Source organism: Ralstonia nicotianae (assembly GCF_018243235.1).
Taxonomy (GTDB): Bacteria; Pseudomonadota; Gammaproteobacteria; order Burkholderiales; family Burkholderiaceae; genus Ralstonia; species Ralstonia nicotianae.
On the sequence record NZ_CP046674.1, the window covers coordinates 1896933 to 1916784 of the forward strand.

The 19852-nt window shown below is 71.5% G+C and carries 6 protein-coding genes; 4 read left to right on the forward strand and 2 right to left on the reverse strand.

The window, feature by feature from the left end:
- Nucleotides 1-12: 12 nt before the first annotated feature.
- On the forward strand, nucleotides 13-1869 hold the full coding sequence (locus GO999_RS08680; protein WP_211906131.1) for an ABC transporter ATP-binding protein: 1857 nt from the start codon (nucleotides 13-15) through the stop codon (nucleotides 1867-1869).
- Complete coding sequence (locus tag GO999_RS08685) at nucleotides 1866-3611, forward strand: ABC transporter ATP-binding protein (protein ID WP_028860659.1); 1746 nt, start codon at nucleotides 1866-1868, stop codon at nucleotides 3609-3611. The genes GO999_RS08680 and GO999_RS08685 overlap by 4 nt, the downstream gene beginning before the upstream one ends.
- A gap of 300 nt (nucleotides 3612-3911) precedes the next feature.
- Here the strand turns inward: GO999_RS08685 and GO999_RS08690 are convergent, their stop codons facing one another.
- A complete protein-coding gene (locus GO999_RS08690) occupies nucleotides 3912-11054 on the reverse strand; it encodes a beta-ketoacyl synthase N-terminal-like domain-containing protein (protein ID WP_211906132.1) in 7143 nt (2380 codons plus the stop codon).
- A gap of 536 nt (nucleotides 11055-11590) precedes the next feature.
- Between GO999_RS08690 and GO999_RS08695 the strand changes: the two genes are divergently transcribed.
- Together GO999_RS08695 and GO999_RS08700 are read left to right on the forward strand one after the other, a co-directional pair.
- Complete coding sequence (locus GO999_RS08695) at nucleotides 11591-17488, forward strand: non-ribosomal peptide synthetase (RefSeq protein ID WP_249215010.1); 5898 nt, start codon at nucleotides 11591-11593, stop codon at nucleotides 17486-17488.
- Nucleotides 17489-17577: 89 nt separating this feature from the next.
- Nucleotides 17578-17994 carry a hypothetical protein gene (locus GO999_RS08700; protein WP_016723094.1) on the forward strand — a complete coding sequence of 139 codons (417 nt, stop codon included), beginning with the start codon at nucleotides 17578-17580 and terminating at the stop codon, nucleotides 17992-17994.
- A gap of 74 nt (nucleotides 17995-18068) precedes the next feature.
- Here GO999_RS08700 and GO999_RS08705 read toward each other — a convergent pair whose 3' ends face one another.
- Nucleotides 18069-19262 (reverse strand): helix-turn-helix domain-containing protein, encoded by a 1194-nt coding sequence (locus tag GO999_RS08705; protein ID WP_223259811.1) that lies wholly within the window; start codon nucleotides 19260-19262, stop codon nucleotides 18069-18071.
- Nucleotides 19263-19852 lie beyond the last annotated feature (590 nt).

Consider the following 19852-nt stretch of genomic DNA (forward strand, 5'->3'; position numbering starts at 1 on the left):
GGAGGATTCCGTATGAGCTCAGTTGAAATCGCTGAATTGCAGGCCGCCGCGGGCGAGGCGGCGCAGGACGCTGCCGCCGCGCCGCGCAAGACCGGCCTGGCGGCGCTGCTGGCGCTGGCCGGCGAGCGCAAGGGCAGCCTGGTGCTGGCCGCGGCGCTGTCGGCGCTCAGCAGCGTGCTGTCGCTCGCGCCGCTGCTGGTGATCTATGCCGTCCTGATGTTGATCGGGCAGGACCGGGTGGCGGCCTCGGCGCTCTGGCCGATTCTCGGCTGGGGCGCGCTGGCGATCGGGCTGCGCTGGCTGCTGTTGGTGGCCAGCGGCGTGGTGGCGCACCTGGCGGCCTTCGACATCCTGCTCGACCTGCGGCTGAAGGTGGCCGCCAAGCTGACGCGGCTGCCGCTGGGCTGGATCACGAAGCAGAGCGCGGAGGCGACCAACAAGGTGCTGCGCGAAGATGTCGACCGCCTCGAGCTGTTCATCGCGCACCACCTGAACGACAGCGCGGCGGCCGTGGCCCTGCCGCTGGCCAGCGCCGTCGCCCTGTTCTGGTTCGACTGGCGCATGGCGCTGGTGACCCTGGCCACGGTGCCGGTGGCGGTGCTCGTGCAGATCCTGCTCTGGAAGAAGATTCCCGAGGTCATGGCGCAGTACAACGAGGTCAACGCCAGCCTGTCGGCCAGCGTGGTCGAGTATGTGCAGGGCATCGCCGTGCTCAAGACCTATCACCGCGGCGCGCTGGCCTCGAAGCGGCTGACGCGCGTCATCGACGCCTACCGCGCCGTCATCGCGCGCATGGTGAGGATGACGGTGCCGGGGTGGTCGGCCTTTACCGTGGTGATCGGCGCCAACATGCTGTCGATCCTGCCGTTCGGCGGCTACTGGTATCTGCGGGGCTCGCTGAGCCTCGAACTGTTCGTCCTGTGCCTGCTGCTCGGCCTGGGCATCACGCGGCCGCTGTTTGCGCTGGCCTTCTTCGGCAGCCTGCTGCGCCTGATCCAGGACAGCCATGGCCGCGTGCAGAACCTGATGCAGGCGCCCGAGCTCACGGACGCGCCCGCGGCGGGCAAGCCGGCCGACAGCACCGTGGCCTTCGAGGGCGTCGGGTTCGCCTACGGCGACAAGGATGTGCTGCACGAAGTCAGCTTCACCGTGCCGGCCGGCAGCTTCACCGCCATCGTCGGCCCGAGCGGGGCCGGAAAATCCACCCTTGCCCAGTTGCTGGCACGGTTCTGGGACGTGGGGCGGGGCGCCATCCGCATCGGCGGCGTCGATGTGCGCGCCTTGCCGCTGGGCGACATGCATCGCCAGGTGGCCTACGTGATGCAGGACGTCTTCCTGTTCAACGACACCGTCCTCGAAAACATCCGCCTCGGCCAGCGCGAGCTCGACGAAGCGCAGGTGATCGCCGCCGCCAAGGCGGCCCAGGCGCACGACTTCATCAGCCGCTTGCCGCAGGGCTATCACACCGTCCTGGGCGAACGCGGCGCGCGGCTGTCGGGCGGCGAGAAGCAGCGGCTGTCGATCGCCCGCGCCTTGGTCAAGGACGCGCCGATCATCGTGCTGGACGAGGCCACGGCCTTCACCGACCCGATGAGCGAGGCGCAGATCCTCGACGCGCTGGGCGTGCTGACGCAGTCCAAGACGGTCATCGTGATCGCCCACCGCCTGTCGACCATTGCCGACGCGGACCAGATCGTGCTGCTGGACCACGGTCGCGTGGCGGCCGCCGGCACGCATGCGCAACTGCTGGCCGGCAGCGACCTGTACCGCCGGCTATGGCGGATGCACCGCGACAGCGCCGACTGGCGCCTCCCATCGGCGCACGCCACGGCGAGCGCAGACCAACCGCTTGAAGGAGTGTCCCAATGAACATGCTGCGTGCGGTGTTCGAACTCACGCGCAGTGCCGACCGCGGCCGGGTCCGGCGCGGCATTGCATGGCGGATGGCGGAAGCGCTGTTCGCGACCGCGCCTTACGCGGTGCTGTTCCTGGCGTTCAACGCGATGTTCGCGGGCCGCTTCGACGCCGCGCTGCTGACCACGCTGACGCTGGCCCTGCTGGGCTGCGTGCTGGCGCAGCTCGCGTGCGCCGTCGCCGCCAACCTCGACGGCTTCATCGGCGGGACCGGCATGATGTGCGACCTGCGCCTGCAGATCGCGGAGCAACTGCGCCGCCTGCCGCTGGGCTTCTACGCGCGGCGCCAGACCGGAGACCTCAGCGCGGTGATGGCCGAGAACGTGGTGCAGGTCGAAGACGCCTTCACCCACCTCACTGGCGAGCTGTGCGGGCGGCTGGCGATCGCCGGCCTGACCGGCGCGCTGCTGCTCTCTATCGACTGGCGCCTCGGCCTGCTGGCGTTCGCGAGCGTGGCGGCGGGGCTGCTGCTGTTCCGGCTGTTCAAGCGCGCGGCCGGCCGCCTCGGGCGGGCCAAGCTCGACCAGAAGGCCGAGACCAACAGCCGCCTGCTGGAGTTCGTGCAGGGCATCAAGGTGATCCGCGCCTTCGGTCTGTCGGCGGAGCGCTTCGACAAGGTGTTCAATGCGCTGACGCGCCTGCGCGCACTGTCGGTCCGCATCGAAGTGGTGGCCGGCGCGGCGGCCATCGGGTTCTCGGTGCTGCTCGAAATCGGCTTCCTGCTGGTGCTGGCGCAGGCCTTCCGCTTCAGCCTCGCCGGGCATCTGACGCACGCGATGCTGGTGATGTTCCTGATCATGAGCCACCGCTTCTTCAGCATGATGAGCGAGTCGGCCATGCTGATGGCGCAGCTGGCGTTCTACAGCAGGAGCTTCGACCGGATCGCCGCGCTGATGGGCGAGCCGCTGCTGCCGGAGCCCGACGCCAGCACCGCCGCGCGCGGCTGCGCGGTCGAGTTCCGCGACGTATCGTTCTCGCACGCGCCGGGGGAGCCGACGCTCCGGGGCGTCTCCTTCGTCGCCCGGCCGGACACGGTCACCGCGCTGGTGGGGCCGAGCGGGGCGGGCAAGTCGACGCTGGCCCACCTGGTCGCGCGCTTCCATGATGTCGAGGCGGGCCAGGTGCTGATCGGCGGGGTCGACGTGCGCGCGATGCGGCAGGACGACCTGCTCGACCGGATCGCCATCGTGTTCCAGGACACCTACCTGCTGAACGACAGCATCGAGAACAACCTGCGCCTGGCCCGGCCGGAGGCCAGCGATGCGGATCTGGTCGCCGCCGCGCGGGCGGCGTGCTGCCACGACTTCATCATGGCGCTGCCGGACGGCTACCGGACCGTGATCGGGGAAGGCGGCGGCCGCCTGTCCGGCGGCGAACGGCAGCGCCTCTCCATTGCGCGGGCCCTGCTCAAGGATGCGCCGATCGTGCTGCTGGACGAGGCCACCGCCTCGATCGACTCCGGCAACGAGCTGGCGATCCGGCAGGCGCTGGCGGCGCTGGTGCGGGGCAAGACGGTGCTGGTGATCGCGCACCGCCTGCACACGGTGGCGGACGCAGACCAGATCCTGGTGCTGGAGCGGGGGCGCGTGGTGGAGCGCGGCCGGCATCCCGACCTGCTGGCAGGCGGCGGGCTCTACGCCCGGCTCTGGGCGCAGCAGGCGCGCACGCGAAACTGGCGGTTCCGCGCGGCGGCCTGAGGGATCGAACGCCGCCCCGGAGGATGCGGCGGGTGGCGTAGGGTGGTCTGTGGCGCGAGGCGGCCGGCCGGGAACGGAGCCGCCTCGTGCTGCATGCCGCAGGCCGCATGGCCTGCCCGCCCGGCGGCGCCCCATTCGGCTCGGCGATTTCGCATGGGCGCTTGGCGTTCTGTCGCGCGCGTACATCCGATCGCGTAGTGCCCATCATGACGCCGTCACGCTGAAGTCCGGCACGATGGCCTGGCAGCCGTGCTGCCGCGGGCGCGGCGACGCCGTCCAGCGCCGCCGCGCCCGCTGTCCTCAATCCCGGGCCACCGCCTCCACGGCCATGCCCCCCGCATCGAGCAGGCGCGTCATGGCCGCGGCGAACCCGGCGATATCGGCATCGGCGGGCACCAGCTCCAGCGGCGCCGCATGCCAGGCGGCGGGGGATTCCGCCAGCGCATCGAGCACGAGCCGCAGGCGCAGCATCACCGTTTCCCCCAGTTCGTCGGGCAGCCAGTCGGCGCGCTGGTCGATGTTGTAGAGCAGCGCGCTGGCCTCTTCCAGCGCCTGGAAGTGCAGCCAGGTATCGGGCTGGCTGGCGTATTCGTGGGTCGGCATGCCGAGCAGCGGGTCGGACGTCTCCGGAATCGAATAGGCCGAGCGCACGCCGAGCAGGCTGGTCATGGCCACCGGCGGCAGCCGCGCCGGATGCCCCGCGCCCAGGTGCTGCGCGCAATGGGCGGACAACAGCGTTTCCGTCCCGACCAGGTCCGCCGCGAGCCGGCCGGCGATCGCCTCGGCGCAGGCACGCGCCAGTGCGATGAAGCTGCCGGCGTCGAGCGCGCACGGCACCAGCGCCGAGGCCGAGGCGTCGAGCATCACGTTCATGGCCTGGGCGTGCACCGGCCGGCGGTCCGGATAGTCGAGCCGCAACGTGAAGGCGCGGCGATCGCTCCAGGGGGCCAGCGCCAGCGCATAGGCCGCCAGCAGCACGGCCGTGCCGCTCAGCCCGGCCTGCTCGGCGTAGGCGCGCAGCGCCAGCCAGGCATCGCGCGGCAGTGCATCGCGCCAGATGACGAACCGCCGCGCGCCGGTGCCGGCCTCTTGCCTGAGCGGCAGGTTGGGCGGCGGGGGCAGTTGCCCGACGCGCGGGGCGTAGGCCTGCCACTGCCGCGCATGCGCGTCGGTCGAGCGCAGCGCCGCTTCGCCGGCGTAGTAGTCGCGCGCGGAAAACCGCGGCGCCGCAAGCGCGCGCGCCGGGTCCTGCACCCACAGGAACAGCTCGCGCAGCAGGATGCGCAGGCTTTCGATGTCGACCAGCGTGGTATCCAAGCGCAGGTGCAGCCGCAGCGTGGCCTCGTCGAGCCGGCTCGCGCGCCATTCGGCATGCGGCCACTGCGCCAGGTCGAGGGGCTGCCGCGACAGCGTCTCGCGCAGCGCGGCCAGTGCCGCGTCGCGTTCGGCTGCGGGCTGGCCGCGCCAATCGGTGTACGCGATGACGGTGCGCGGGGCCTCGGGCAGGATGCGCAGCAACCCGTCCGCACTGACCGTCGCACGCAGCATCGGATGGCGTTCGACCACGCGGTTCCACGCCTGCTCGAAGCGCGCGAGCGGGAAGTCCGCCGGCATGTCGTATTCCACGTACAGCTGCTGCGGGACGTCGGATTCGCGCAGCTGGCGGCGCAGGCCCCGCAGGCCCGGCAGGGGCAGGGGTGTGCCCGGGGCGTCGGGGCGCGGCAGCATGTCGCCGTTGGCGGCCAGCCAGCCGCCCTGCGACTGTTCCAGTTCAGTGAGCGCCATGCGCAGGCCGCAGGCGCCGGCTGCCGGGGCCTGCGTGCCGGTGCCGCCGCGCCGCACGCCCAGGGCCTGCGCGAGGCCATCGGCCAGCGCCCCGAAGGTGCCGGCCTGGAAGGCGGTGTCGGCCGAGATCCGCACATCGAGCTCGCGCGCGATGGTCTCGCTCAGTTCGAGAAACAGCAGGGAATCGAGGCCGAGCTGGATCAGGTTGGCCTGGTCCGTGACGGTGTCCGGTGCGCAGTGCAGCAGCGTGGCAATGCCTGCGCGCAGGTACTGCCGGACCGCGGCGATGTCCACGGCGCCGCTGCCCTGCCGTAGCCCGGCGGCGAGCGCAGCGGGTGCGGCGGGCGGAGCCTCCGCAGGCAGCGTGTCTTGCCGGCGGACGTCGGTGCCCGCATCGTCCAGGCCGAGCTGCGCGGCGAGGGCCTGCACGAAAGCGTTCAGCGTGTTGGCCTTGAACGCGGTCTCCGCCGAGATCGACACGCCGAACTGCTTGCCGAGCCGCTCGCTCAAGTCGAGGAAGAGCAGCGAATCGAGTCCCAGCTGGATGAGGTTCGCCTCGGCCGGAATGGCCTGCGCATCGCGGCCCAGGACTTCGGCGACACGGGCCCGGACCGTGTCGAACAACGAGTCGACGGGCTGGGCCGTGGCCCGGGCGGGCGATTCGGTGGCGGCGGCGTCCGTCCGGGCGGCAGCCTGCCAGCAGGGGCCGAAGCGTTCCGCCTGTGCCCGCGTGGCCATCGTGGAAAAGCGCGGCCAGTCGATGCGAGCGGGCAGGTAGAACGGCTCGGGCCCGGCCATCGCCTGCGCCATCAGCGTCATGCCGTGCGCCGTGCCGAGGCCCGCCATGCCCCGCGCGGCCAGGCGGCCGGCCAGTTCGCGGCGCCGCTCGGCATCGATGTCGCCCCAGAAGCCCCAGGCCAGCGCGACGGTGTCCAGCCCCAGGCGGCTGCGGTAGTGCGCCAGCCCTTCGAGCGCGGCGTTGGCCGAAGCGTGCGCGCCTTGCCCTGCTGGTCCGCAGGCACTGGCCGCCGAGGAGAAATACACCGTCATCGCGGGCCGCAGGTGGGCCTCCCGGGCATGCAGCGCCAGCGCGGGCACCAGCTTGGTCGCCAGCGTGGCCTGCCAGTCCCGCCAGTCGGCGGCCGCGAGCGGCGCGTCGCGCACGATGCCGGCCAGATGAAACACACAGCCGACCGGCGCACTACCGCCCAGGCGCATCAGCGCGGCATCGATGGCCGGCGGCTCGGTGGCGTCGGCGCGGCTGTCCAGGCGCACGTCGACGCCCTGTGCCTGCAGCGCGGCCAGCCGCGCTGCCTGTGCCGCCGTCGGCGGCTTGCGCGAGAGGATCGCCAGTTCGCGCGCGCCCCGCGCGGCCAGCCAGTCCGCCAGCGCCAAGCCGAGTTCGCAAAGCCCGCCGATCAGCACGTGGCGCCCGGGCGGCAATGCCGCGAGGCACGGCGCGGGGGCGGCGGGGATGAGCTGCTGCACGTAGTGCCGCGTGCCGCGCAGCGCACCAACCGGAACCGCGCCGCAGGCCAGCCAGGCCGCGAGCGCCGGCACGAAGGCCATCGGCGCCGACGCGCCGCTGTCGAGCAGCAGCGTCTGGAGCGCGGGATATTCCTGCTGTGCCATCGCGAGCAGCCCCGACATGCCCGCCGCCTGCCAGCCGGCAGCGGTGTCGCTGTCTTCGACCGCGAAGGCGTGCGGCGCCAGCACCGCCAGCCTGGGCGGATCGGAGCGGGCGCCGAGCGCGGCAACCAGCATGGCCAGCGGGCGCAGCGCCTCGACCTGCTCGTCGAGGATGGCCTCCGCGTGTGCTTGCGCATGGTAGAGCGGGGCGTAGCAGATCGCGTCGGCCCGGTCCGCGCCGGCCAGCCAGTCCGGCAGGCGGGTCTCGTCCCGCAGCAGGTCGGCGGGGTTCCCGAACGTGCAGGCGATGCCGAGGCAGCCGAAGGCCTCGGTCAGCTGCTGGCGCTCCGCGATGCTGTTCTGCCCGAGCCACATGACACGCCGGATCGCGGTGGCGCAGGCCGGCGCGGAAACCGGCGTCCAGCGCCACCGGTACAGCATGCCGGCCGCCTCGCCGCCGCGCCAGGGGGCGGAAAGCGGCGGTGCATCCTGCCAGCCCTCGATGGCCAGCAGGACGGTGCCGCCGGCGTCGCAGACGGTCGCGCGCTCGCCTTGCCGGAGCAGCCGCGCGTCGCGCGCCGGTCCGGTCGGGGCCGGCCAGTAGAGCGACTTCAGGTTGCGCAGGGTGTGCGGGCGGCCGTCCGGCGCCTGCACGGCGGACAGCGCCGCGTCGAGCAGGGCGGGGCCCCGTGCATCGTCGCCAAGGCCGAGCGTCGTGCCCGCCATCGCGTGCAGCCGGGCCGGCAACGCGCGCGGCCGTGCCAGCGATGCGCGCAGCAAGGGCTGCATGCCGTGGGGCGTGCCGTGGATGCCGACATGCAGCACGTCGTCCGCGACCAGCAGGCTCAGGCGCAGCGGCAGCGGCGCACCCGCGGGGTCGAGGCGCCATTGGAGGTCGTCCAGGCGCAGCCGGCCGGGCTCGGGCAGCGCCGCGAGGATGCGCGCGATCAGCTGCCCGGGGGCCGGATCCTCCACGGTGAGATCGATCTGCCGCACCCCGCCGGATAGTGCCGCCGTCTGCGGTACCGGCGCCGGCGCCGTCGAGACATCGTGACGTGCCACGGGCCCGTGCGCGATCAGGATCTGCTCGCCCAGCGCGCCGGCCGGGCTGGCGCGGTCCGGAAACGCCTCGGCGCGCGTGAACCCCGCATCGGCCAGCGCGGCCCGCCAGACGGCTTCGCTGGCGAACAGTTCGCCATCGCGCGCGGCGGTGTCGTCGATCGGCGGCACCAGCGGGCCGAACACGAAGTCGAAGAGCTTCTTCGGCGCGGTGATCTCGCGCATCAGCAGGGCCCCGCCCGGGGCCAGCACCGTCCCCAGATTGGCGAGCATGCGACGCAGGTCGGCCGCGTTGTGCAGCACATTGGCCGCGACGATCAGGTCATAGCCGGCCGGATCGAGCCCCTGGGCGACGGCCGGCGCGTTCATGTCGAAGATCTGGAATTGCATGAACGGCGCGTCCGCGAACTTGATGCGCGCGCGCTGCAGAAAGAGCGGCCCGACATCGGTGAATGTGTAGCGCTCGCAGGCGCCCGGCGGCAAGTGCGCGAGCACGTCGCGCGTGGTGCCTCCCGTGCCGCCGCCCACCTCGAGGATGCGCAGCGCGCGGCGCTCGGCCAGGGCCGCGGCCGTCGCGGCGGCGATGCGGTTCAGGTAGACCGAATTCGGCTGCTCCTGGTACATGTGCTCGACGTCGTCGGTGGCGGCCCCGGGGAACACCACGCCGACGGGATCGAGCTTGCCCGTCAGCATGTCGGCGAGGCGGGGGCCGGTGCGCTCCACCAGCGGGGCAAGCTGCCCGTAGCCGAGGGCGCGCATGGCCTCGAGCCACGGCTGCGCGTCCTGCATCGGCCGCGGGCGCAGGTTGCGGTAGTGCGGGCGGCCGTCGATGCGCCGCGCGTCCAGCGCGCCGGCCGATGCCAGATCGCGCAGCAACCGGCCGAGCAGATCGCGATGGCGCGCGGGCACGCCGCCGCGCGCCAGGCAGGCCTCCACGTCGAGCCAGGCGTCGGTGTCGGCGAACACGCCCAGTTGGGCAAACGCCTGACCGACGTAGGTGGCGTGCAGGGCATCCACGCCTTGCGCCTCGCGCGGCAGGCCGGACAGATCGAGCTGCCCGCCGAGCGTCGCGGCCGCATGCCGCCCCGCCTGCACGGCGGCCTGCCAGTGCGCGGGAGCGTCCTCAGATGCGGGCGAGGCCGGGGGCTGCTGCGCTCCGTGCCCCTCGAACCAGCAGCGCTCGCCCTCGAACGGGCAGGTCGGCAGCAGCACGCGGGTGGCCGGCGGCGGGCAATGCCGGCTCCAGTCCGGGCATGGCTGCACGGCCTGCGCGCGCGCGAACGCCAGCAGCGCATCATCGTAGGCACCGGCCATCCAGGCGCGGACGGCGCAGCCCGCCGGCGCCTGAACGGCCTGCGCCTGGCCATCGGCCTGTTCGGCAAAGGCATGCAACTGCGCGATGAACGACGCGGCATCGGTGGCGACCAGCACCAGGCGCCAGTCGAACACGCTGCGATGGTGCACGGCGGTGGCGCAGTAGTCCGACAGGGCGACCTGGCTGCCCAGGTCGTCGAGGCGCCACGCGTGGCGGCGGGCGAGTTCGCGCAGGGCGGTTTCGCTGCGCGCGCTCAGCACGAGCAGCCGCGGCAGGCCGGTCTCGGCCGCGCCGTCATGGGCGACGTGCGGCGCCTGTTCGAGGATGGCGTGGCAGTTGGTGCCGCCGATGGCGAACGCACTCACGGCGGCGCGGCGCGGTGTCGGCGTGTCGGGCCAGGGCAGCAGCGTCTGCGGGACGAAGAAGGGGCTGGAGGCAAGATCGAGCGCGGGATTCGGCGTCTCGAAATGCAGGCTCGGCGGAATCTGCCCATGGTGCAGGGCCAGCGCCGCCTTCAGGAAGCTTGCCACGCCGGCCGCCGTGTCGAGGTGGCCGAGATTCGATTTCACCGAGCCCAGCGCGCAGTATTGCGTCTGCGCCGTAGGGCCTCCCCACGCCCGGCGCAGCGCTTCGACCTCGATCGGGTCGCCCAGCGGCGTGGCGGTGCCGTGCGCTTCCATCAGCTGGATCGAGGCCGGATCGACTTCCGCCAGCGCCAGCGCATCGGCGATGACGCGGGCCTGCCCCTCGGGCGAGGGCGCGGTGTAGCCGGCCTTGGCGCGGCCGTCGTTGTTGACCGAGCTGCCCCGGATGACGGCGAGGATCGGGTCGCCGTCCGCGAGCGCGCGGTCCAGCGGCTTGAGCAGGACCACGGCGGCGCCGTTGCCGATCGCGGTGCCGTCGGCGTGGGCATCGAACGGCCGGCACAGGCCGTCCGGCGAGAAGATCATGCCTTCGCGATGGAAGTAGCCGCTCTCCTGCGGAAAGCCGATGCCCGCCCCGCCGGCCAGCACCATGTCGCATTCGCCGCTGGCCAGTTGCTCGCAGGCGAGGTGGATCGCCACCAGCGAGCTCGAGCAGGCGGTCTGCACCGTCATGCTGGGGCCGGTCAGTCCGAGCTTGTAGGACACCCGGGTGGCGAGGTAGTCCTTGTCGTTGCCGAGCAGGCGGCCGAAGGTGCGGGGCGACGCGATCTCCTGCGTGTTCTCGATCCGGGCCGCCGGATAGCTGCTCATCTTGCACGCGCCCAGCACGCCGATGCGCGCGCCCGGGCATGCGGCCTCCAGGGTGGCGCTCGGGTAGCCGGCCATCTCCAGCGCCTCCCAGGCGCACATGAGGAAGATGCGCTGCTGCGGATCGATCGTCTCGGCCTCCTGTCGCGAGTAGCCGAAGAACGACCACTCGAAGCGGTCGGCCTGCTCGATCACGGCGGCGGCGGGCACATAGCCGGGCCGCGACAGCAGCGCGGGGTCGATGCCGGCATCAGCCAGTTGCCGCGCATCGAAGCGCGCGATCAGGTCCTCGCCGTCGGCCAGGCGGTGCCAGAACGCGAAGATGTCATCGGCGCGCGGCATCCGGCAGCCCGCGCCGATCACGGCGATGGGCAGGGTGTCGCCATAGCGTTGCTGGAACGCTTCGGGAGAGAGAGAAGTCATGGTCGTCATCCGTGAGTGCGGTGATACGGTCCTGTCGCCGGACGTGCGCGCGCCCCTTTCCGCCATGCGATCGCAGGCATGCGCCGCCGGCCGGCGCGGGCCGGCGGTGCCTTCGCGAGGCGCCGCCGGGTCAGCCTCGGCGGGGCCCTGACGGGGTGGAGGGCGGCCCGCCGGGCCTTCCATCCTTGGAAGCCGCCATACCGATTGCGCGTCGGGCAGGCGCTGGCGGTCGCCTTGCCGGCGTGATGCCGGTCATGCGCGGCGCATCACGTCGATCGGCAAGGCAGGCGCGTCGTCACGCGAGCCGGGCGGCGCAGGGTGCCGCCGCCCTGAGGCGCCGCAGTCATCGCAGGGTTTTCGCGCGGCTTCCGATTGTGGATGCTAATATAAATGAGAATCATTTTCATCTGCAATGTTCATCTATGCGCAGTTTGCATAGCGATTCCATCCTGCCGGCCAAGCAGGTCAGCGCAGCGTGGTTGCATGACCGCGGCGCCGGCAAGGGGATCGGTATGCGGCCGGACCGGGACGGGAACATGAGGGAAGCGATGGCGTCGATGGAAGGCGATCACCAGCACCGCAGGGCGGTGGAGCGCGCGGCCGGCTTTGAGCGCGCGCTGCGGCAGATTCAACTGGCGGCGCCACCGGCGGAGACCGCCTGGCTGCAGGTCGGCTGGCACGATACGGCGATGCTGCCCGTGCTGGCGCGGCGCTACGGCGCGCACGGCCGCTACTGCATCGAGGTGGATTCCAGCCTCCAGGCGAGCCGCCTGCGGCGCGAGCATCCCAGCGTCGAGTGGCGGGTGCCTGCCGTGCGGCCACGGCCCGACGGCCACCTCGCGGAGCCCGGCGGGATGGGGATGCCGCGCGAGCGCTACGACATCGTGCTGGCCGACCTGCGCGAACTGGCCGCACCCGCGCGCGGGCCGATGCTGCGGCGCCTGTCGTCGCTGCTGCATGACCACGGCAAGCTGGTGGTCTGCCAGGCGCAGGCCCAGCCGCAGACCACACCAGGGGCCCGCCCGGAAGATGCGATCGTCGCGCGCGGTGACCCGCGCGCGGACGCCGCGCACTGGGTCGTGCTGGACCGATCCGACGCGGATGCCACTCCCGGCGCACCGTCCGCCCAGGCCGGCCCCGGCGACGACACCTTCGCCCTGACCGACATCCAGCACGCTTACTGGATCGGCCGCGGCCAGGCCCTGGCGCTCGGCGGCGTGTCATGCCACGTCTACTTCGAGTGGGTCTCGCCAGACCTGGACCTGCAACGCTTCGAGCAGGCCTGGAACCGGATCGTGGCGCGGCACGGCATGATGCGCGCCGTGCTGACGCCGGATGGGCGGCAGCGCATCCTCGGCACCGTGCCGCACTACGCCATCGAGACCGAAGACCTGCGCGCGCAGCCGCCCGATCGCGTGGCGGCCAGGCTCGCGCAGAAACGCGCCGGCATGTGCGGGCAGGTGCTCGACGCCGAGCGCTGGCCGCTGTTCGACCTGCGCGCCACGCGCGAGCCGGCCGGCGTGACCCGCCTGCACCTCGATCTCGACCTGCTGATGTTCGACGTGCAGAGCTTCCACATCCTGCTGGCCGAGCTCGAGCGCAGCTACCGCGACCCGGCCGCGCAGCTGCCCGCCATCGGCCTCAGTTTCCGGGACTACCTGCTGGCCGGCCGGGACGCCGCGGGCGAAGCAGCCTATCTGGCCGACAAGGCCTGGTGGCAGGCCCGCCTGTCCGAGATCGCGCCGCCCCCGCGGCTGCCGCTCGCGCGCGTGGCGTCCGACGTGGCGCGGCCGACATTCCGGCGCCTGCAGCATCGCTTCGACCCACAGGCGTGGCAGCGGCTGTCGGCCTTTGCCGCCGAGGCCGGGCTGACCGGCTCGTCCGTGCTGCTCACCGCGTTCTCGGAAGTGCTCGCGCGCTGGGCCGGCGACGGCCGCTTCACGCTCAACCTCACGCACTTCAACCGCCGCCGCGTGCATCCGGATGTCGAGCGGCTGGTCGGCGATTTCACCTCGGTGCTGCTGCTCACGGTCGACTGCAACGCGCCGCTGGCCTTCGCCCAGCGTGCCGCCGCCACCCAGGCCCAGCTCTGGGCCAGCCTGTCGCACACGCGCTTCGGCGGCGTGGAAGTCCTGCGCGAACTGGCCCGCCACCGTGCGCAGGACGGCGGCGGCATGGACGCCGGCAGCCTGATGCCGGTCGTGTTCACCAGCCTCCTGGGCATGGATCTCGACCTGCTGGTCCGTGGCGCCGACCTGCTCGGCGAGCCGGAATTCCTCTACACCTGCACGCCCCAGGTCTGGCTCGACCACCAGGTGATGGTCCGCAAGGGCACGCTGGAATTCAACTGGATCGTGATCGACGACCTGTTCCCGGAGGGCATGGTCGATGCGATGTTCGAGGCCTATTGCCGGCGGCTCGACCATCTGGCCCAGGATGCCGCGCATTGGCAGCAACCGATGCCTGCTGAACTGCCCGCAGCGCAGCGCGCGGTGCGCGAGGCCGTCAACCGGACCGCGCTGCCGCTGCCGCAGTCGCCGCTGCACGCGGGCTTCTTCCGGCAGGCGGTGGCGCAGCCGCACGCGCTGGCCTGCGCCACCGCGCATGCCAGCGAGACCTATGCCGGACTGGCCGCCCGCGCGCTGGCGCACGTGCGCACGTTGCGCGAGGCGGGCGTCATGCCCGGCGATCTCGTTGCCTGCGCCATGCCCAAGGGCATTCCCGCGCTCGCCGCCGCCATCGGCATCGTCGCGGCGGGCGCGGTGCTGGTGCCGTTGGCCAGCGACATGCCCCCGGCGCGCATGCAAGCCATTCTCGATGGCGCAGGTGTCAAAGCCGCCTTTATCGCGCAGGCGGACTTCACGCGGCCGGCATGCGCCAGCCCCGTCGCGTGGCTGGTGTCGCCGGAGTCCGAGCCGGCCGTGCACGCAAGCGCCGCGCTGCAGCGGGAGATCGACGCGCACGTCGCATCGCCCGCCCTCGATGCGCTGGCCTACATCATCTACACCTCGGGCTCGACCGGCACGCCCAAGGGCGTGGCGATCACGCACGGCGCGGCCGGCAACACGCTGGAAGCCGTCCACGCGCGGCTCGGCCTGACGCCGGACGACCGCGTGTTCGGCATCTCGGCGCTGGGCTTCGACCTGGCCATCTACGATGTCTTCGGCATGCTGTCGCGCGGCGGCGCCGTGATCCTCCCGGACGAGGCGGGCATGCGCGATGCCGCGCACTGGCTGGACCTGGCGCACCGGTACGGCGTCACGGTCTGGAACTCGGTGCCGGCCCTGCTGGCGATGCTGGTCGAGCGCGCGGCATCCAGCGGTCGGGGCCTGCCGGCATCGTTGCGCTGGGTCATGCTCAGCGGCGACTGGATTGCGCTGGACCTGCCGGCACGCCTGCGCGCACTGGCGCCGCACACGCGCCTGGCCGCCCTCGGTGGCGCCACCGAGGCCGCGATCTGGTCGAACTGGTTCGAGGTCGGGCAGGTCGATCCCGCCTGGCGCTCCATACCGTACGGGTTTCCGCTGGCCAACCAGTCCTACCGGGTGCTCGATGCCCACCTGCGCGATTGCCCGGACTGGGTCGATGGCGATCTGCATATCGGCGGCGCCGGCCTGGCTTCGTGCTACTGGCGCGATCCGCAGCGCACCGCCGAGGCCTTCATCACCCACCCCGCCAGCGCAGAGCGCCTGTACCGCACCGGCGACCGCGCGCGCTACTGGCCGGACGGCTGCATCGAATTTCTCGGGCGCGTCGACAGCCAGGTCAAGCTCGGCGGCCACCGCATCGAGCTGGGCGAGATCGAAGCCGCGCTGACGCAGCACGACGGCATCCAGGCCGCGGCCGCCACGGTCTGCGCCACAGCGGGCGGGGGACAGCAGCTGGCCGCCTTCGTCGTGCCGCGACGCGCCCCGGCTTCTGCCGACGGTGCCGCGCGCGATGCCGCCTGGCAGGCCCTGGCGGCGGCCTGCGCGTCCGCGGCGGCGGCGCTGCCCGCGCCCGCCAAGGTGGCCTCGCTGCAAGGCTTCCAGCAGGAGACGGAACGGCTCGCGCCGATCCTGGTGCTGCGCAATCTGCGGCAACTGGGCGTGGACGTGCCGCAAGGCACCGTGCTCGAGCGCGATGCCGAGATGGCACGTCTGCACATCGCCGCGCACTACCGGCGCCTGTTCGATGCCTGGCTGCGCATGCTTGCCGAACAGGGGTGGCTGGCGGCCGAAGGCGAGGGGCGCTGGCGCGTGCTGCGCGCGTTCCCGGCGCTGGCGCGGTGCGAACGCCTGATCGCGGAAAGCCGGGCCATTGTCACCGCGCAGATGGACTGGGTGCACGACTCGCAAGGCCTGACCGACTGGATCTTCGACAGCGCCGCGCGCGTGCCGTCGGTGCTGCGCGAAGCGGCCCATGCCGCCGGGCTGGTGTTCCCCGAAGGCGATCGGCGCGCGGCGGAGAGTCTCTACCAGCGCAATATCGTCGCGGACTATCTTGGCGCGGTGGCGGGCGCGGCCCTCGCGCCGCTGGCGCGCGAACGCAAGGCTGCGCTGCGGGTGCTGGAGGTCGGCGCCGGCGTCGGGGGGCTGACGGCGCATACCTTGCCGGCCCTGCACGCCGCCGACCCCGACGCCGAATATCACTACACCGACGTCAGCCGGTTTTTCGACGACATCGCCACCGCCAAATTCGGGCACTACGGCAGCCTGCGGCTGGGCCGCTACGACATCAACCGGGGCGCAGCCGAACAAGGCCACGCCCCCGCCAGCTTCGACGCGGTGCTGGCGGCCAACGTGCTGCACAACGCGCGCGACGTGACCTGGACCCTGCGCGAGCTGCGCGGCCTGCTGCGTCCGGGCGGCGTGCTGATCCTCCACGAAGCCACGCAGGACAAGCGCTTGCAATGGGTGACCGCCGCCGCCGTGCTGGAAGCCGCCGCGCATGCCGGCCGCAGCGCGCCCGGCGCCGGCCAGGCGGGCCGGGCGGATGATTCGCCGCTGCTATCCGCGCAGGCATGGGAACAGGCGCTGCAGGCAAGCGGGTTCGATCGCAGCCGCGCGTTTCCGGCGCCCGACAGCCCGATGGCATTCGTCGGCCAGCAGGTCTTTCTCGCCTGGGCGCACACGCCGTCCGGCGCGGTCGATCTGGCGGACGTGCGCCGGCACCTGGCCGAACGGCTGCCGCGTTATATGGTCCCGGCCCACCTGGCCTGCATCGCGCAGTTGCCACTGTCCGCCAACGGCAAGGTCGATCGCAAGCGCTTGCCGCACCCGATGCCGCACGACGCGCCGGCAGGCCAGCCGGGCGCGGCCGGTGAGCCGCCGGCGCCCGGCATGGAAAGCACGCTGGCGCGCCACTGGGCCGACACGCTGCACCTCAGCCTGGACACCCTCGGCCGCGACAGCGATTTCTTCCTGGCCGGCGGCGACAGCCTGCTCGTGACGCGGCTCGCTGCCCGCCTGGGCGATGCGCTGGCGTGCGCGGTCCCCATCCGGATGCTGTTCCAGCACAGCCGTCTCGCAGCGCAGGCGGAGGCCCTGGACACCCTGCGCCGGCAGCCGGCGCAGGCCGGTGCCGGGTCACCCGTCTTCCCGCTCGGTCCGCCCGCGGCGCGCACGCTGGTCTGCGTGCACGCCAGCGACGGACATGCCGCCGCGTACCGACCGCTGGCGGCGGTGCTCGCGGGCACGGTGCAGTGTGTGGCCCTGCAATCGCCAGGGCTCGAAGCGGGCCAGGCCCCGCTGCGCAGCGTGGAGGCCCAGGCCGCGTGCTACCTCGCGGCGCTGCGCGCGGGCCGCGAAGCCGGAGCGCAAGCGCCGTGGCATGTGCTCGGGTGGTCGATGGGCGCTTACGTGGCGGTCGAGATGGCACGCCAGCTGGCGCAAGCCGGCGAGTGCGTGGCGCAGTTGCTGCTGGTCGATCCGGCACCGCAGGAGGCGCTGCGCGCGGCCGCGCGCAGCGAATACGACTTGTTGCTGTCGCTGGCGCCGGAGGCCGTCCGGCGGGAGCTGGCGGAGCAGGTCGGCAGCGTCGATGCCTTCGCATCCCTGCCGCCGGCCCGGCGGCTCGCGCACTGGCGCGCCGGCCTGCGCCTGGCAGCGCCGTCGCCCGCTGACGATGACGCCGCGCTGGAGCGGATGGTGGCGGTGCTGCTGGCCAACGTGACCGCGATGGTGGATTACCGCCTGCCGATCCTGGACCTGCCGACCGTGGCGCTCTACCAGGCCAGCGAGCATCCGGCCGGCTGGGGCGACGTCATCGCGCCATGGCGCGACGTCTTCCCGCGCGGCATCCAGGCCGAGACCCTGGCGGGAACCCACTGGTCCGTCGTCGGCGCAGAGGTGCTGGGGCCGGTTCTGGCACAGCGCCTGCGGGAGGGCGGGGCGGCAGCACCAGCCGCGCCGCCCCGCGAAGCGCGGCAACGGCATCCGGACAGCGCCCCTTGAACCGGCACGCCACGCCGCCGCGAACGAAACATCGCCCCGGCCGTGTGCGTGCCCGCACTGCAAACCACCCTGACACAGGAGAACCCATCATGCCCGATATCCTGGACACCGCCGCCTGGCCCATCGTCCACTACACCATGCCGAACCATGTGCCCGCCGCCGAGGCCGGCCGCCACATCGCCGCGTTCGATGCGTTGCTCGCGCGCGGCGAGCCCTATGCGCTGATCTTTTCCGGCGCCGAACTGCCGCAGGACTCGAAGCACTTCATGACGCTCTATGCCCGATGGGGAAAGCAGCATTTTGCCGAGCAGAAGCGCCTGTGCCGTGGCGCGATCCGCGTGGAGCCCGACGTGAGAAAACGCGAGTCGTTCTGGCGCAAGGCGATGCTGTATCTGATGTCCAGCCGCGCACCGTATCCCTACCGCATTGTCGCGACGCTGCCCGAGGCCAGCGCGCTGGCGCGCACCTGGATGGCGGGCGATGGCGACAAGCCGGCCGGCCATTGAACACCCTTGGCCCGGGCGGCGCGCCACGGGCCCCGGCGAGCGGGTCCGAAGCCTCGTGCCGCCCCGGCCGGCGGCTAGAGGTTCTGCCGGGCGTATTCCCGTGGCGACATGCCGAAATAGCGCCGGAACAACTTGGAGAAATGGCTGGGATTGGCGTAGCCCGTCTGCAGCACCACCTCGGTGATGCTCAATTCGGTCTGCGCCAGCAGATGCGCGGCAGCCTGCATGCGCTTTTCCTGCAGATAAGCGTGCACCGAATTGCCGTACAGCATCCTGAAGCCTTCCTTGAGCTTGCGCTCGTTCAGGTTGACCGCCTGCGCCAGCTCGGCCAGCGACCAGTTGTGGTGGAGCCGGGCCAGCATCAGCTCGCGCGCGCGGTCGAGCTTGCGGTAATCGCGCCGCTGCATGGTCTGCGGTTTGCCGCCTTCGAGCGAGGTCAGCAATGTTTCCACCGTCAATGACAGCAATTCGAATGCCTTGCTGTGCATAAACAGTTGCTGGACACCCGCGAGCGCGCGGCACCGGAAAATCTGTTCGGCAATCGCGCGGATCGCCGGCGACGCGCAAAGCTGATAGAGGTAGCTGTCCGGTCCCGCCGGCCGGATGCTGGCCGCGGCGGCAATCCGGGTGAAAACCTGGCGGATCTCCGCCATCTCGAATTTGCCCAGCGCCTCCGCTGTGAAATGGGCGTCGATCGCGCGCAGTTTCTGCTGGCTGGGCAGATAATTTTCCGACACGCTGGCGGTCGGTGAAAACGACAGCAACACCTGGTCCGAGGTGAACGGGATGCAGGTGCGGTCGGCCAGGATCGAATGGCCGCTGGCCTCCAGCAGCACGCACAGCGTGAGGCCGGGCAGCGATTCCGCCACGACCAGCTGATTTTCCTGCGGCGTGCAATCGATGTCGTTGAGCTTGACGCCGGCACCGGTGCTGGTCTGCCGCAGCGTCTGGTGAAACAGGCGGAAATGGGATCGCGGGCAATTCATCACGAAACTCGCTTGGCGAAATGGCACGGACGCCCAGCCTGCGTGCGTCCGGATCACGACATTCCAACGGGGGTAAAACGGTCGGTCAGTGGCGGCCCACCGCGACGTATTGAAGCGAATCGGTTTCGACCGCCCCGGCAGACGGCGGGTGTTTTGCCGTGCGCGCCGGTTTCGGGCGGGCATTCGGCCTGGAGCGGTTTTCCGGCGCCGGACCGATGCTTGATTGATTTGATAATGATAATCATTATCAATAAAGACGTCCACCTTCGCTTCAAGGTTCATCTCGGGATGTCGCGAACTGCCACGCAGGAACCGGGGCAATGCCAGGCTGCGATGGACCTGGACTGCGCGCAAGGGGTAAACGTACTCCGTGCAAAATCCTGCGCTTTCCCCGCAAAGCCTTTCCCCACAAGGATTTTCGAGCGATTCCGATCATTGTTTCCGCTGCTCGGCCAAGGCTGGGCGCAGGATACCGGCTTGCGATTTCGGGCAGGTGCCGATGCGCGCACGAAGAGACAACAGGTTAAGGTCACGTCGATATTGATGGCGGCCCGCCAGACGCAACGCGCGCGCCGCTCAAATCGATCAGGGCGATACGTATTTGGCAGCCTTTTTTCGCTTGGCAGGAAACCTTTGTACGGCCAGATTCCTATAAAAGGCACGCGGTCCATCACAGGGATGGCATTGGCAATGGGCTTCGTGTTTCCAACAGTCGCTCAGGGAACAGCTCGGGCTCAGAACCTGTCACGCAGGTTGAACCGTAAGCGCGGGCAGTTGGGGAAAGGTTTGCGCACCAGGATGAGTCTCTGCACCAAAGCGGCCTTGGCCAGAACCGGAGCATCCGGCGCACACGCAAGCCGATATTTCTGGAC